The organism is Streptomyces sp. NPDC055025 (assembly GCF_053608565.1).
Map to the genome: position 1 here is coordinate 1 of NZ_JBSGVS010000113.1, position 15121 is coordinate 15121.

General features: G+C 69.2%; 13 protein-coding genes. 3 read left to right on the forward strand and 10 right to left on the reverse strand.

Annotated elements, in window-relative coordinates:
* Positions 1–72: 72 nt before the first annotated feature.
* The 10 genes from ACWGDX_RS37950 to ACWGDX_RS37995 form a co-directional block, all read right to left on the reverse strand.
* Positions 73–1077 (reverse strand): sugar phosphate isomerase/epimerase family protein, encoded by a 1005-nt coding sequence (locus ACWGDX_RS37950; protein WP_365901606.1) that lies wholly within the window; start codon positions 1075–1077, stop codon positions 73–75.
* An 84-nt stretch (positions 1078–1161) separates the two neighbouring features.
* Positions 1162–2376, reverse strand: coding sequence for a Gfo/Idh/MocA family protein (locus tag ACWGDX_RS37955; protein ID WP_453633185.1), 1215 nt, complete (start codon positions 2374–2376; stop codon positions 1162–1164).
* 50 nt (positions 2377–2426) lie between these two features.
* Positions 2427–3467, reverse strand: coding sequence for a substrate-binding domain-containing protein (locus ACWGDX_RS37960; RefSeq protein WP_453633186.1), 1041 nt, complete (start codon positions 3465–3467; stop codon positions 2427–2429).
* A 57-nt stretch (positions 3468–3524) separates the two neighbouring features.
* Positions 3525–4598: an ABC transporter permease gene (locus ACWGDX_RS37965; protein WP_453633188.1), complete on the reverse strand. Its 1074-nt coding sequence runs from the start codon at positions 4596–4598 to the stop codon at positions 3525–3527.
* Positions 4595–6133 (reverse strand): sugar ABC transporter ATP-binding protein, encoded by a 1539-nt coding sequence (locus tag ACWGDX_RS37970; RefSeq protein ID WP_453633190.1) that lies wholly within the window; start codon positions 6131–6133, stop codon positions 4595–4597. The genes ACWGDX_RS37965 and ACWGDX_RS37970 overlap by 4 nt, the downstream gene beginning before the upstream one ends.
* A gap of 456 nt (positions 6134–6589) precedes the next feature.
* On the reverse strand, positions 6590–7771 hold the full coding sequence (locus ACWGDX_RS37975; protein WP_363084628.1) for an ROK family transcriptional regulator: 1182 nt from the start codon (positions 7769–7771) through the stop codon (positions 6590–6592).
* A 208-nt stretch (positions 7772–7979) separates the two neighbouring features.
* Entirely contained in the window at positions 7980–8657 is a 678-nt protein-coding gene (locus ACWGDX_RS37980) for a GntR family transcriptional regulator (protein ID WP_453633193.1), read from the reverse strand.
* Between the two features lie 94 nt (positions 8658–8751).
* Positions 8752–9699, reverse strand: a complete 948-nt coding sequence (locus ACWGDX_RS37985) for a beta-ketoacyl-ACP synthase III (RefSeq protein ID WP_453633195.1) — start codon at positions 9697–9699, stop codon at positions 8752–8754.
* Positions 9700–9813: 114 nt separating this feature from the next.
* Positions 9814–9978 carry an MFS transporter small subunit gene (locus ACWGDX_RS37990; protein ID WP_363084561.1) on the reverse strand — a complete coding sequence of 55 codons (165 nt, stop codon included), beginning with the start codon at positions 9976–9978 and terminating at the stop codon, positions 9814–9816.
* Positions 9941–11299 (reverse strand): OFA family MFS transporter, encoded by a 1359-nt coding sequence (locus ACWGDX_RS37995; RefSeq protein WP_453633197.1) that lies wholly within the window; start codon positions 11297–11299, stop codon positions 9941–9943. The genes ACWGDX_RS37990 and ACWGDX_RS37995 overlap by 38 nt, the downstream gene beginning before the upstream one ends.
* Positions 11300–11495: 196 nt before the next feature.
* Between ACWGDX_RS37995 and ACWGDX_RS38000 the strand changes: the two genes are divergently transcribed.
* The 3 genes from ACWGDX_RS38000 to ACWGDX_RS38010 form a co-directional block, all read left to right on the forward strand.
* Positions 11496–12467: a 2-dehydropantoate 2-reductase gene (locus ACWGDX_RS38000; protein WP_453633199.1), complete on the forward strand. Its 972-nt coding sequence runs from the start codon at positions 11496–11498 to the stop codon at positions 12465–12467.
* A gap of 154 nt (positions 12468–12621) precedes the next feature.
* Positions 12622–14553: a molybdopterin oxidoreductase family protein gene (locus ACWGDX_RS38005; protein ID WP_453633201.1), complete on the forward strand. Its 1932-nt coding sequence runs from the start codon at positions 12622–12624 to the stop codon at positions 14551–14553.
* Between the two features lie 14 nt (positions 14554–14567).
* Positions 14568–15121, forward strand: a 554-nt coding sequence (locus tag ACWGDX_RS38010; protein ID WP_453633203.1) for an NADH-quinone oxidoreductase subunit NuoE family protein, incomplete at its 3' end; no start/stop codon positions are given.

Here is a 15121-nt window from a genome sequence, read left to right on the forward strand (position 1 = left end):
GGGTGGGCCCGCCCGGCGGGCGAGGGCGAACCGGCCACCGGGCGGACCCGGTGGACCGGTTCGGCCACCGATCTACTCGCCGCCTCCGAAGGCCGCGTCGAAGGAGGCCGTCGGCGCGTCGAAGTCGAAGCGCTTCAGATCCCTCAGGGCCTCGGGCGCGCCGGCCAGCCGGTCCATGCCTGCGTCCTCCCACTCGACCGAGATCGGGCCCTCGTAGCCGATCGACCGCAGCATCCGGAAGACGTCCTCCCAGGGGACATCACCGTGGCCGGCCGAGACGAAGTCCCAGCCGCGCCGCGGGTCGCCCCAGGGCAGATGCGAGCCGAGCCGGCCGTTGCGGCCGTCGAGGCGCTTGCGCGCCTCCTTGCAGTCGACGTGGTAGATCCGGTCCCGGAAGTCGTAGAGGAAATTGACCGGGTCCAGGTCCTGCCAGACGAAGTGGCTCGGGTCGAAGTTGAGCCCGAACGCCGGCCGGTTGCCGACCGCTTCCAGCGCGCGCTTGGTGGTCCAGTAGTCGTACGCGATCTCGCTCGGATGGACCTCATGGGCGAACCGCACGCCCTCGGCGTCGAAGACGTCGAGGATCGGGTTCCACCGCTCCGCGAAGTCCTCGTACCCCCGCTCGATCATGCCGGGCGGTACGGGCGGGAACATCGCGACGAGGTGCCAGATCGAGGAGCCGGTGAAGCCGATGACCGTGTCGACCCCGAACGCCGCCGCGGCCCTGGCGGTGTCCTTGATCTCGGCGGCGGCGCGCTGCCTGACCCCCTCGGGCTCGCCGTCGCCCCAGATACGGGACGGCAGGATGCCCTGGTGACGCTCGTCGATGGGGTTGTCGCAGACGGCCTGGCCGACGAGATGGTTGGAGATCGCCCAGCACTTCAGCCCGTACTTGTCGAGGAGCTGATGGCGGCTGTCCAGATACCCGGGGTCGGAGAGCGCCTTGTCGACCTCGAAGTGGTCTCCCCAGCAGGCGAGTTCCAGACCGTCGTAACCGAAGTCGCGGGCGTGCCTGCACACCTCCTCCAGGGGCAGATCGGCCCACTGGCCGGTGAACAGCGTGAACGGGCGTGGCATTCGGACCTCCTTCTCTAGGTGCTGTGCCTTCGCTTGGTACTTGCTACGTCTTCTCTGTCCGCCGCGCGGTCGCGCGGCCGGTTCCTACGGCTGCGGAACCGGCGTGTACACCGCGTTCTTCGCCGCGCTGTCCTCGACCGCCGCGAGCACCCGCTGCACCTGGAGTCCGTCCGCGAAGGACGGCACCGGATCGGTTCCGGCGGCGACCGCCTCGACCAGATCGCGGGCCTGGTGGACAAAGGTGTGCTCGTAGCCGAGCGCGTGACCCGGCGGCCACCACGCGTCCAGATAGGGATGCTCCGGCTCCGTGACCAGGATCCGGCGGAAGCCGGAGGAGGGCGCGGGCTCGGTGTGGTCGTGGAACGACAGCTCGTTGAGCCGCTCCAGATCGAAGGCGAGCGAGCCGCGCTCGCCGTTGATCTCCAGATGCAGCGCGTTCTTGCGTCCCGCCGCCATCCGGCTGGCCTCGAAGGAGGCCAGCGCGCCGGAGGCCAGCCGGCCCGTGAAGACCGCGGCGTCGTCCACGGTCACCGGGCCGACCTCGCCGCCGCCGGTCGCGGAGAGCCCCGCCGACACCCCGCTGACCAGCGGTCGTTCCTTGACGAAGGTCTCCGCGAGCGCGGACACCCCGACCAGCGGTTCCCCCGTCAGGAACTGCGCGAGGTCGATGATGTGCGCTCCCAGATCGCCGAGCGCGCCGGACCCCGCCTGCTCACGGTTGAGCCGCCAGGTCAGCGGGAACGCCGGATCCACCAGCCAGTCCTGGAGATAGGTGACCCGGACATGGCGCAGGGTGCCGAGCCGGCCCTCCTCGATCAGCTTCCTGGCGTACGCGACGGCGGGCACCCGGCGGTAGTTGAAGCCCACCATGGCGAGCTGACCGCGTGCCCTCGCCGCCTCCGCGGCCCTGACCATGGCCTCGGCCTCGGCCACCGAGTTGGCGAGGGGCTTCTCGCACAGCACGTGCTTGCCCGCCTCCAGTGCGGCGATGGCGATCTCCGCATGGCTGTCCCCGGGTGTGCAGACGTCGACCACCTGCACGTCGTCGCGCTCGATGAGCCGGCGCCAGTCGGTCTCGGCGGCGGCCCAGCCGTGTTTCGCCGCGGCGGCCCGTACCGCGTCCTCGTCACGGCCGCAGATCGCGGCGAGCACCGGGCGCACCGGCAGATCGAAGACATGTCCCGCGGTACGCCACCCCTGTGAGTGGGCGGCGCCCATGAACGCGTATCCGACCATGCCGATACCGAGTGTCGGTGGCGCACCGGCCTCTTTCTCCGACGCTTCCCTGGGGGTGGTCATACGGAGTACTCCTCGTCTGTCGCTGGTGGGGGCGGCCGGTAACAGGCCGGTCAGCTGAAGCCCGTAGGCAGGTACTGGTCGACGTTCTCCTTGTCGACGACGGCCGAGTAGCAGGTCAGCGAGGCCGGGATCTCCAGCTCGGCCAGACCGCTGACGCCCTTGGCCTGGCCCAGCGCACGGGCCAGGTCGATGGCGGAGGCGGCCATGGTCGGCGGGTAGAGAACGGTGGCCTTGAGCACGCTGTTGTCGGCCTTGATCGCGTCCATCGCGGCCTTGGCACCGGCGCCGCCGACCATCAGGAAGCCGTCGCGGCCCGCCTGCTGGATGGCGCGCAGCGCGCCCACGCCCTGGTCGTCGTCGTGGTTCCACAGCGCGTCGAAGCTGGGCTGCGCCTGGAGGAGCTGGGCCATCTTGGCCTGGCCCGACTCGACGGTGAAGTCGGCCGCCTGGCGGGCGACCTTCTTGATGTTCGGGAAGTTCTTGAGGGCGTCGTCGAAGCCCTGGCTGCGCTGCTGGGTCAGCTCCAGGTTGTCGATCCCCGCCAGCTCGATGACCTTGGCGTTCGGCTTGTCCTTGAGCTTCTCGCCGATGTAGTTGCCGGCGCTGACGCCCATGCCGTAGTTGTCACCGCCCACCCAGCAGCGGTACGCCTGCGGGTCGGCGAAGATCCGGTCCAGGTTGATGACCGGGATACCGGCGCGCATGGCCTTCAGCCCGACCTGGGTGAGCGCCTTGCCGTCGGCCGGCAGGATCACCAGGACGTCGACCTTCTTATTGATCAGCGTCTCGACCTGGCCGATCTGGGCGGCGGTGTCGTTGGAGCCCTCGGTGATGTCCAGCGTCACCTCCGAGTACCTCTCCGCACGCGACTTGGCGTTCTCGTTGATCGCGTTGAGCCAGCCGTGGTCGGCCTGGGGTCCGGCGAAACCGATGGTGACGGGCGTGCCCGGCTTGTCGTCGGCGGCGGCCGGCTGGCTGTTCGCCGCGGGCTCCTTCTTGTCCGGCTCATTGCTGGTACAGGCGGTGAGGAAGGCACCCGCGGAGATGGCGGCGGTGCCGAAGAGCAGTCCTCTGCGGCTGGTTTCTGGCATGGCGGTTCAACCCTTCAAGGTAGGGCGGTACAGGGGTGGCGGGTGCGAGGTCGGAGGTCAGGCCTCGCCGTTGCGCGCGGTGCGGCGCTGGACCAGTACGGCGGCGACGATGATGGCGCCCTTCGCGATCTGCTGGACATCGCTCTGGAGATTGTTGAGCGCGAAGATGTTGGTGATCGTGGTGAAGACCAGAACACCCAGGACGGAACCGACGATGGTGCCCCGGCCGCCGCTGAGCAGGGTGCCGCCGATGATCGCCGCGGCGATGGCGTCCAGCTCGTACAGGTTTCCGTTGGTGTTCTGTCCCGAGCCCGCCAGGATGATCAGCAGGAAGGCCGCGATACCGCAGCAGAGCCCGGAGAGCAGATAGAGATAGAGCCGCTGGCGCCGCACATCGATACCGGCGAGCCTGGCGGCCTCGGCGTTGCCGCCGACGGCGACGGTGCGCCGGCCGAAGGTCGTACGGTTGAGCAGCAGCCAGCCGATGACGGTGACCGCTCCGAAGACCAGCACGAGCGGCGGTATCCCGAGGATGTACGAGTCGGGGATACCGAGGTCGAGCACCGAGTCGACGGTGACGATCTGGGTCTTGCCCTCGGTGATCAGGAGGGCGAGACCGCGGGCGGAGGCCAGCATCGCGAGGGTCGCGATGAACGGCACCATCCCGCCGTACGCGATCAGCATCCCGTTGACCAGTCCGCAGGCGAGACCGACGACCATGGCGGTGAAGAGGATGCCGGCGAAACCGAACTCCTGGGTGGCCAGTGTGGTCGCCCACACGGAGGCCAGCGCCACGATCGCGCCCACCGACAGATCGATACCACCGCTGGTGATCACAAAGGTCATACCGACCGTGACCACACCGATGACCGAGGCCTGGGTGAGGATGAGCTGAAGGTTGTTGGTGTCCAGGAACTGATCGGGCTTGGTGATACCGCCGACGATGATCAGTGCGGCGAGCACCCCGAGCAGAGAGAGGTTGCGGACGTCGAGGCGGAACCCGAGGGAACGCCCACCGCCCTTCCCCTCCGGCGGCTTGGCCCGGGACGTGGCTGAGGCGGGCGTGGTCGGCTCGGGCGTGGCCACGGCGTCGGGCCCGCCCTGCCGTGCCTCGGAGGCAGGCTGTTTCATGGCGTCGGGCTCCCTTCCATCACAAGGTCGAGTACACGGTGCTCGTCGAGCTCCTGGGCGGGCGCCCGATGGACGATCCGCCCCTCACGGAGCACCAGCACCCGGTCGGCGAGGCCCAGTACTTCGGGTACCTCGCTGGAGACGAGCAGCACGGCGAGGCCTTCGTCGGCCAGCCGGCGGATCACGGCGTACAACTCGGCGCGGGCGCCGACATCGACACCGCGCGTGGGTTCGTCGAGCAGCAGGACCCGGCAGCCGCGCAGCAGCCAGCGGGCGAGGACCGCCTTCTGCTGATTGCCGCCGGAGAGGGTACGGATCGGGGTGTCGGGGTTGTCGGGGCGCAGGGAGAGCTCCCTGGTGGCCGCCCTGGCCTCGGTCCGTTCCGCCGAGCGGTCGACCCAGCCGATCCGCGCGAACCGGGAGAGCGAGGACACCGACACATTGCGGGTCACCGATTCCAGCATCAGCAGGCCCTGGGCCTTGCGTTCCTCGGGCGCCAGCCCAAGTCCCGCGCGGACGGCGGCGGGTACGCTGCCGGGCCGCAGCGGCTTGCCGTCGACCAGGACACGGCCCGCGCTGGGCTTGCGTGCCCCGTAGATGGTCTCCAGGATCTCGGAGCGCCCCGAGCCGACGAGTCCCGCGAGTCCGACGATCTCGCCGGGCCGCAGTTCGAGGTCGACCGGCTCGAACTCCCCGTCCCTGGCGAGTCCTTCGACACGCAGTACGGGTTCGGCCGAGGCGGCTCCCGGTGCGGACGGCGCGGGCCGCTCGGGGAAGACGTACTCGACGTCGCGGCCGGTCATCAGGGCGACGACCTCACGGGTCGGGGTCTCCTTGGCCGGCAGGGCGACGGCCACGGTACGGCCGTCCTTGATGACCGTGACCCGGTCTCCGATGCGCCGGATCTCCTCCAGCCGGTGGGAGATGTAGATGACGGCGACATTGTCGGCGGTCAGTGTGGCGACGACCCGGAAGAGATTGTCGACCTCGTCGGGGTCGAGGGCGGCCGACGGCTCGTCCATCACGATGAGCCGTACCTCGTGGGAGAGGGCCCGTGCCATGGAGACGATCTGCTGCTGGGCGGCGGAGAGGGAGCCGACCGGCCGGTGCGCCTGGATCTCGGGGTGGCCGAGCCGCTTGAGCAGCGCCGTCGCCGCGCTCCTGGCCTCCCCGCCCTTGACCACGAAGCCGGCGGTGGTCGGCTCATGGCCGAGGAAGATGTTCTCGGCGACCGACAGGCCCTCCACCAGGTCGAGTTCCTGGTAGATGGTGGCGATCCCGAGCCGCATGGCGGCGACGGGCGACTTGAGCGTGACCTCCTCACCCTGCCAGGTGATCACTCCGCCGTCGGGCTGATGGGCCCCGGCGAGCACCTTGATGAGGGTGGACTTGCCGGCGCCGTTCTGGCCCAGCAGACAGTGGACCTCGCCCGCCTGGACCTCCAGGTCCACACCGTCGAGCGCGCGGACGCCAGGAAAGATCTTGGTGATACCGGACATGGTGAGCAGAGGGCTCTCGGGTGGTGCTGGTGCCATGGCGTAATCCCCTCGGCGGATGCGGCCCGCCCCGCGGGCAGGGCTGAACAGAGGCATAGCGGAACAAGGGCAGGGCGGAACCAGGTGCGGCGGAGCTGTGTGGGGTCGTACGGGTACGGCGACGCCGGTCGTACGGTGCGTGTGCTGCGGCTCGTGCTGACGCTGTGACAGTGGTGTGCGGCTCGTGCGGGTGCCGAGGCCCGTGGAACACGGGAACGCGGCGACATCGGGTACGGGTCGTGCCAGTGGTACCGGTGGTGCGGATGGGTCAAGTGGTGCGGGTGGTACGGCTCTTACGGTGGCGCGGGTGGTGCTCGATGGCGCGGGTGGTGCGGGTGGTGCTCGGTGGTGCGGCTCTTACGGGGGTGGCGCTCGGTGTGCTGGCAGTGCTGGTGGTACTGGTGGTGCGGCTCGTACGGGTGGTGCGTGGTGTCCGGTGGTGCGTGCCGCCGGCCCTCAGGCCGGCGAGAACAGGTGGTCGCTGATGAGCCGGGCCGCGCCGGTGACTCCGGCGGTCGGGCCCAACTCCCCCAGGACGATGGGGAGATTGCCGGTGGCCAGGGGCAGTGACTGCCGGTAGACCTGGGTGCGGACGCTGGCCAGCAGGGTGTGACCGAGGCCGGTCACACCGCCGCCGATCACCACCAGGGCGGGGTTGAAGAAGCTGACAAGGCCGGCGATGACCTGGCCGACGCGGTTACCGCCCTCGCGTATCAGATCCAGCGCGGTGGGATCACCCGCGGCGGCGGCCGCCGCGACATCCACCGCGGTGAGCCGGCCCGACGCCTCCAGCCGCGCCGCCAGTTCGGGCGAGCGTCCGGTACGCGCCGCGTCCTCCGCGTCACGGGCGAGCGCGGCGCCGCTGAAGTAGGCCTCCAGACAGCCCTTGTTGCCGCAGGCGCAGGCGCGGCCGTCCGCCACGACCTGGATATGGCCGATGTCACCGGCGCTGCCGGTCGTACCGCGGTAGACCTCGCCGCCGACGACGATCCCGCAGCCGATACCGGTGCCGATCTTGATACAGAGGAAGTCTCCCGCGGAGCGGGCGACGCCCGCGTGCTGCTCCCCCATCGCCATCAGATTCACATCGTTGTCGACCATGACCGGGCAACCGAGCTCCTGGCTGAGGGCCTCCCGCACGGGGAAGCCGTCCCAGCCGGGCATGATCGGCGGCGCGACCGGGACACCCTCGGGGAAGCGGACCGGGCCGGGGACCCCGATCCCCGCCCCGTCGAACTCCTCGGCAAGTCCGGTGACCTTGAGCTTGGCGGCCATGGCGAGCACCTGCTCGAAGACGGCGACGGGCCCCTCGCGGACATCCATGGGGTGGTTGAGATGCCCGAGCACCTCCAGCTCCGCGTTGGTCACGGCCACATCGATGGAGGTGGCGCCTATGTCGACGCCGAGGAAGCGCAGGGCGGGCGCCAGCCGGATGTTGTGGGAGCGCCGGCCGCCGCGTGAGGCGGCGAGTCCGTCGGCGACGACCAGGCCCGTCTCCAGCAGCCGGTCCACCTCGACGGCGAGCTTGGAGCGCGACAGGTCGACCTGGTCACCGAGCTGCGCACGGGAGTTGGGCCCACCGTCGCGCAGCAGTCTGAGCAGTCGCGCCTGATGGGCGTTCGCGGGTCGTGCCGTCATGCGTCTCACGCGCCCCTCCCCGCCTTCTCGGCCATGTTTGTCGGGCTTTCGAGGGAACGTAGCAGCGCTTGCCCTCAGTGGGAAGAAGTTGCGCGGGAATCAGTCCCAACTTTCTCCACACCGAGGACAAAGCTGTTTTCTGGCATGACTTTTGAGGCCCCGTGGGGCCTTATGTGCGATTCGTCCGGATCAGGCTGTTATCGGCGGATCAGCCCTGCGTACGGTGGTGATAGGTGTTACGGGTGTGCTCCGTATGACCCTTCATGACCTCGACCGCGCGCCGCTCGTCACGCGCCGAGATCGCCTCGATCAGCTCCCGGTGCTCGATCCAGGACTGCTTGCCGCGCTGTCTGGCGACCGGGGTGTAGTACCACCGGACCCTGCGGTCCACCTGCGCGGCCAGTTCGGCCAGTACGACATTGCCCGCCAGCTCCATGACCTTCGCGTGGAAGGCCGCGTTGGTGGCGACCGTCAGATCGACGTCGTCGTCCGCCACGGACTGCTCGCCCCGGTCACAGAGTGCCTCCAGTGCGGCGATCCCCGCCGAGCCGGAGTTGGCCGCGGCCAGCCGGGCGGCCTCCGCCTCCAGGAGGGTGCGGACCGAGAGCAGCTGGTCCGCCTCCTCCTCGGTCGGCTCATGGACGAAGGCGCCCTGGGCCGGGCGCAGATCGACCCAGCCCTCCGTGTTCAACCGCTGGAGCGCCTCGCGCACCGGCTGCCTGGAGACTCCGAGATGGCCCGCGAGTTCACTCTCGACGAGATGCTGGCCGGGCCGGAGCGCCCTCGTCGTGATCAGTTCGAGCAGGGCCTCGTACACGCGCTCACGCAGCGGACCGGGCCGTTCGAGCTTGGGTACGGCTCCCTGTGCCAATTTCGCGGACAACATCGCGGGTCCCCCTCATGGCCGGCGGTGTCAATGACGGCAGCGACTCACTTCAAGACATTGGCTATCGTCTACAGTCTACCGAGAACGGCCAGGCTTATGGGCACCGGATGACCTGGCCCGCATAGGAGAGATTGCCCCCGAAGCCGAAGAGCAGCACCGGAGCACCGGATTCGACCTCTCCGCGGTCCACGAGTTTGGACAGGGCCATGGGGATCGAGGCGGCGGACGTATTGCCCGATTCCACGACATCACGGGCGATCACGGCGTTGATCGCGCCGATCTTCTGGGCGACCGGCTCGATGATCCGAAGATTGGCCTGATGGAGCACGACCGCGGCCAGTTCCTCGGGGGTGACCCCCGCCCGCGCGCAGACCTCGCGCGCGATGGGCGGCAGCCGGGTGGTGGCCCAGCGGTAGACCGACTGGCCCTCCTGGGCGAACCGCGGCGGGGTGCCCTCGATCCGTACGGCGTGCCCCATCTCCGGCACCGAGCCCCAGAGCACCGGACCGATCCCCGGCTCCTCGGCCGGACCGGTCGCCACGACCACCGCCGCGCCCGCGCCGTCCCCCACCAGCACACAGGTGGAACGATCCGTCCAGTCCGTGACGGCAGTCATCTTGTCGGCGCCGATCACCAGCACCCGGGCCGCGGAGCCCGCCCGTACGGCGTGGTCGGCCGTGGCGAGGGCATGGGTGAAACCCGCGCACACGACATTGAGGTCCATCACCGCGGGCGAGCCCATGGAGAGCCGGGCGGCGACCCGGGCCGCGGTGTTCGGCGAGCGGTCGGTCGCGGTGGAGGTGGCGACCAGTACGAGATCGACGTCCGCCGGGGTGAGACCGGCCGCGGCGAGCGCCTTGGCGCCCGCGTGCGCGGCCAGCTCGTCCACCGGCTCGTCCGGACCCGCCACATGGCGGGTCCGGATACCGACCCGGCTGCTGATCCATTCATCACTGGTGTCGACCAGTGCCGCCAGATCGTGGTTGGTGAGCACCTTGGCGGGCTGGTAGTGCCCGAGCGCGGCGATACGAGTGCCGGTCATGCCCGGGACCCCCTCTGCAGTCGACGTCAGGAGATTTCCAGTCTCCTCAGCGACTCACCGGTAAGGGGACGGGTGATCCAACAGGATTCGCCGCCGCCGGTTGGAGACTCCCGATCATCCGGTGAAGAGCTGCTTGGCCTTGAGGACCAGCTCGTACACACCGTACGCGAGAGGGAGGCCCACCCAAAGCCAGGCGAAGACGATCAGACCGGTACGGCCCGGCGGCACGGACGGCCCGCTCTCAGGCGCTGCGCTGCTGTTCGACGGTGAGCCGGTCATCTGCTGCCTCCTTCGGGGCGGGGACATGGTGGCGGGGGTGCACGGGCCTGACCAGCTCGTTGGCGACGAAGCCGACGACCAGCAGGCCGATCATGATGGTGAACGAGAGTCCGTAGAGGCTCGAACCGCTCCTGCCCGCCGCCTCCTGGCTGTCCGCGACCCGGTTGACGATGAGCGGGCCGAGCACGCCCGCGGTGGACCAGGCGGTGAGCAGCCGGCCGTGGATGGCGCCGACCTGATAGGTGCCGAAGAGGTCCTTGAGATAGGCGGGGATGGTGGCGAAGCCTCCTCCGTAGAAGGAGAGGATGACCAGCGCGCAGATCACGAACAGCGGCTTGGAGGAGTCGCCGAACCGGGCGATCAGCAGATACATCACGGCGCCGACGCCGAGATAGACGCGGTAGACGTTCTTGCGGCCGATCAGGTCCGAGGTCGACGACCAGCCTATGCGCCCCGCCATGTTGGCGGCGGAGAGCAGCGCGACGAATCCGGCCGCGGCGGAGACCGACACCGGCGTGTCCGTCCGCGCGAAGAAGTCGGTGATCATCGGGGCGGCCTTCTCCAGGATCCCGATACCCGCGGTGACGTTCATGCACAGCACGACCCACAGACACCAGAACTGCGGGGTGCGTACGGCGGAGCGCGCCGACACCTGGGCGGTGGAGATCAGCGCGCCGGCGGGCCGCGCCGCGTCGGGGGCCTTGCGCGGCCGCCCGTCCGCGCGGGGCACCCGGACCAGCAGCACGCCGAGCGACATGAACACCGCGTACACGAGGCCGTGCACCAGGAAGGCGAGCGCGATGCCCTGGGAATCCGAACCGAAGGACTCCAGCATCTGCGCGGACCACGGCGAGGCGATGAGCGCGCCGCCGCCGAAGCCCATGATGGCGATGCCCGTGGCCATGCCGGGCCGGTCGGGGAACCACTTGATGAGCGTGGAGACCGGGGATATGTAGCCGATGCCGAGCCCGATGCCGCCGACGAAGCCGTAGCCGAAGACGATCAGCCAGTACTGCTCGGTGGCCGCGCCGAGCGCGGCGAGCAGAAAGCCGGAGGAGAAGCAGCAGAGGGCGACCGTCATCGCCCAGCGCGGTCCGTTGCGCTCGACGAGTGTGCCGCCGAAGGCGGCCGAGAGGCCGAGCATCACGATGCCGAGCTGGAAAGGAAGAGCACTCGCGGTGCCGGAGAGACCGAGCGCGGATTCAAGTGAGGGTTTGAACACGCTCCAGGCATAGGCCTGGCCGATCGACAGATGCACCGACAGAGCGGCGGGGGGCACCAGCCAGCGGCTCCAGCCGACGGGTGCGATTGGTGGGGTCATCCGCGCACTCTAGAAACGGACCGCCCAGGTTGGGAAGGTCCGGGCAAGATCCACGGCCGAGTTTGCCGACTGCATACCGAACGGGAGCCTTGTCGGCCAGATCTCCATACTGTAGACAATATATCGCGCCTCAGGGTGCGAGCACCAGAGTGTGACCCTTCCCTCGGTCTCCCTCAAACCGAACGGAGAGCCCCACATGAAAGTCGCAGTCGTCGGCGCCGGAGCGATCGGCGCCTATGTCGGAGCCGCCCTCGACCGGGCGGGTGCCGACGTTCATCTCATCGCCCGTGGGCCGCATCTCGCGGCCATGAGAGAGCACGGAGTACGGGTGCTCAGCCCGCGCGGTGATTTCACCGCACGGGTGCACGCCACCGACCGGCCCGAGGACATCGGACCGGTCGACTACGTGTTCCTCGGTCTCAAAGCGAATTCCTACGCGGCGTGCGGGCCGCTGGTGACACCGCTGTTCAAGGAGAACACCGCGGTGATCGCCGCCCAGAACGGCATCCCCTGGTGGTATTTCCACGGACATGGCGGCCCGTACGACGGCCGGCGCGTCGAAAGCGTGGATCCGCTCGGTTCGGTCAGCTCCGTGCTGCCGCCCGAACGCGCCATCGGATGTGTGGTCTACGCCGCGACGGAACTGGAGGGACCGGGCATCGTCCGGCATCTCGAAGGAACCCGTTTCTCCATCGGCGAGCCGGACCGCACGGTGTCCGGAAGGTGTCTGGAATTCAGCGAAGCCATGTGGACGGGCGGTCTCAAATGCCCGGTCGAGCCCGAGTTGCGCGATGACATCTGGATCAAGCTCCTCGGCAACATCTCCTTCAACCCGATCAGCGCCCTCACCCGGGCGACCATGCGGGAGATGTGCCTGCACGGCAGTACCCGTCAGGTGATCGAGCTCATGATGTCCGAGACCCTGTCGGTCGCGGAGGCGCTCGGCTGCCGTCCCGACATCTCCATCGAGAAGCGGCTGGCAGGCGCCGAACGGGTCGGTGACCACCGGACGTCCACACTCCAGGACCTGGAGAAGGGCAAACCGCTGGAGCTGGACGTCCTGCTCTCCGCCGTGGTGGAGCTCGCGGACATCACCGGTGTGCCGGTGCCGACGCTCCGCACGGTGGAAGCGATCTCGGATCTGCTGGCCCGCGGCGTGGCCGCCTGATCCTCCCCGCTCCATCCCGCACTACCTGATCCCCACTCGCGATAGGCGGGTACGCGTCAATTCCCTTACAGAGGGTTCCCACGCGTACCCGCCTACTGAATACTGTATGCAATGGGCGCGGCCAGTTGGCCCTCACTCATGAGGAGAGCGCGGCGTGAAGAAGCGAGAGCGAACACCGAAGACCTATGCCCGAATCACCTTCCCCATGGTCCGGGACGAAAAGGGCGGCCCTCTCCGCAGAGCGAGCTGGGACGAGGCACTGGACCGGGCCGCTGCGGGCCTGGGCGCCGCGCGCGGAGCGTTCGGGATGTTCTCCTGCGCACGCGCCACCAACGAAATGAACTATGTGGCGCAGAAGTTCGCGCGCGTGGTCATGGGGACCAACAACGTGGACTCCTGCAACCGGACGTGCCACGCGCCCAGCGTGGCCGGTCTCTCCGCGGTCTTCGGATCCGGTGGCGGCACCTCTTCGTACGGCGAGGTCGACCACACCGATCTGATCGTGATGTGGGGCTCCAACGCGCGTTTCGCGCATCCCATCTTCTTCCAGCATGTGCTGCGGGGTATCAGGAACGGCGCGCGAATGTATGCCGTCGACCCCCGCCGTACCTCCACCGCGGAATGGGCCGAGAGCTGGCTCGGACTCAATGTCGGTACGGACATTCCGCTGGCGCACGCGGTCGGCCGCGAGATCATCCACGCGGGACTGCACAACGCGTCCTTCATCGAGCGCGCGACCACCGGTTTCGAGGAGTACGCCGCCGAGGTCGAGCCCTGGACCCTCACCGCGGCCGAGAAGGTGACGGGGGTACCGGCCGAGGCCATCCGCGATCTGGCCCACGCCTATGCCCGTGCCGAACGGGCACAGCTCTGCTGGACGCTGGGCATCACCGAACATCACAACGGCACCGACAATGTCCGGGCGCTGATCAATCTCTCGCTGCTCACCGGGCATGTCGGGCGGTACGGCTCCGGTGTGCAGCCGCTGCGCGGCCAGAACAACGTGCAGGGCGGCGGCGACATGGGGGCCATCCCCAACCGGCTGCCGGGCTTCCAGGACATCCTGGAGCCGCTGGTGCGGCAGAAGTTCGAGACCGCGTGGGACACCGTCATCCAGCCCCGGTACGGGATGACGCTGACGGAGATGTTCGAGGCGATGGAGACGGGTGACCTCAAGGCCGTCTACTGCATCGGCGAGAACCCCGCGCAGTCCGAGGCGGACAGCGAGCAGGCGGTCGAGCGCATGCGGCGGCTCGACTGTCTGGTGGTGCAGGACATCTTCCTCACCAAGACCGCCGAACTCGCCGATGTGGTGCTGCCCGCCACCGCCGCCTGGGCCGAGACGGACGGCACCAGCACCAACAGCGAGCGCCGTGTGCAGCGCGTACGCAAGGCGGTCCAGCCGCCGGGCGAGGCGCGGGAGGACATCGACATCATCTGCGATCTGGCGGGGCGGCTCGGCCACCCCTGGAAGTACGCGGACGCGGAGTCGGTCTGGAACGAGCTGCGTTCGGTCTCCCCCGACCACTACGGGATGACCTACGAGCGGCTGGAGGAGCACCAGGGAATCCAGTGGCCCTGCCCCGACACGGAGCGGCTCGAACCCACCTATCTGCACGGCCGGCTGTGGGAGGCGGACCCCGCCGACCGTGGCAGGCTCGCACCGTTCGGCATCGTCAAGCACGACCCCCCGGTCGATCTGACGGATGATCAGTTCCCGATCAGGCTCACCACGGGCCGCCGGCTCGACTCGTACAACACCGGGGTGCAGAGCGGGAGTTTCGCCTCCCCGCTGCGGCGCGGCGAGTATGTGGAGCTGTGCCCGGAGGACGCCGAGCGGTACGGGGTGTCGGTCGGCGAGGAGGTACGGATCAGCTCGCGGCGCGGCGCGGTGCAGGCACCGGTCTGGATCGACCCCGGGCTGCGGCCGGGACTGGCCTTCATGACGATGCACTTCCCGGACGAGGTGGACACCAACCAGCTCACCATCGAGGCCAACTGCCCGATCGCGGGCACCGCCGAGTTCAAGGCCTCGGCGATCCGGATCGAGAAGCTGTCCGTGACGACCGCGTCCCTGCCCGCGTGAGGAGCTGAGCATCAGTGGATCTGCACTTCGGTGACAGCAAACCGACCGATGAGGAACGGGCGGCGGTCGACGCGCTGCTCGGCCCTCCGGCCTCGGCCTGGGAAGGCGCGGACGACCGTACGGACACGGATCTGCGCTGGGCACGGGGCGGCCGCGAGGCGCGCGAACGGCGGGACCTGCTGCTGCCGGGGCTGCACGCGGTCAACGACCGCGTCGGCTGGATCAGCGAGGGCGCGCTGGACTATCTCTGCCGACGGCTCACCGTGCCGCCGGCGGAGGCGTACGGCGTCGCCACCTTCTACGCGATGTTCGCGGTCAAGCCGCGCCCCGCGAAGGTGCTGCACGTCTGTACGGACGTGGCCTGCGCGGCCCATGGCTCCACGGCGCTCTGCGCGGCGCTGGAGGATCGCCTCGGCGCGGCCGGCTCCGCCGCGGGCGGGGTCGTCTGGCAGCCGAGTCCCTGTCTCGGTCTCTGTGAACGGGCCCCGGCGGCACTGGTCATCCAGGCCGGTGCCCTGTCCGGGACCACTACGGCCAACCCGAACGCCGGCTCCGCGCGGGACGGCGC

Coding starts and splice junctions, on each gene's coding strand:
- ACWGDX_RS37950 (WP_365901606.1), bottom strand. CDS start 1,077: ATGCCACGCCCGTTCACGCTGTTCACCGGCCAGTGGGCCGATCTGCCC.
- ACWGDX_RS37955 (WP_453633185.1), bottom strand. CDS start 2,376: ATGACCACCCCCAGGGAAGCGTCGGAGAAAGAGGCCGGTGCGCCACCG.
- ACWGDX_RS37960 (WP_453633186.1), bottom strand. CDS start 3,467: ATGCCAGAAACCAGCCGCAGAGGACTGCTCTTCGGCACCGCCGCCATC.
- ACWGDX_RS37965 (WP_453633188.1), bottom strand. CDS start 4,598: ATGAAACAGCCTGCCTCCGAGGCACGGCAGGGCGGGCCCGACGCCGTG.
- ACWGDX_RS37970 (WP_453633190.1), bottom strand. CDS start 6,133: ATGGCACCAGCACCACCCGAGAGCCCTCTGCTCACCATGTCCGGTATC.
- ACWGDX_RS37975 (WP_363084628.1), bottom strand. CDS start 7,771: ATGACGGCACGACCCGCGAACGCCCATCAGGCGCGACTGCTCAGACTG.
- ACWGDX_RS37980 (WP_453633193.1), bottom strand. CDS start 8,657: ATGTTGTCCGCGAAATTGGCACAGGGAGCCGTACCCAAGCTCGAACGG.
- ACWGDX_RS37985 (WP_453633195.1), bottom strand. CDS start 9,699: ATGACCGGCACTCGTATCGCCGCGCTCGGGCACTACCAGCCCGCCAAG.
- ACWGDX_RS37990 (WP_363084561.1), bottom strand. CDS start 9,978: ATGACCGGCTCACCGTCGAACAGCAGCGCAGCGCCTGAGAGCGGGCCG.
- ACWGDX_RS37995 (WP_453633197.1), bottom strand. CDS start 11,299: ATGACCCCACCAATCGCACCCGTCGGCTGGAGCCGCTGGCTGGTGCCC.
- ACWGDX_RS38000 (WP_453633199.1), top strand. CDS start 11,496: ATGAAAGTCGCAGTCGTCGGCGCCGGAGCGATCGGCGCCTATGTCGGA.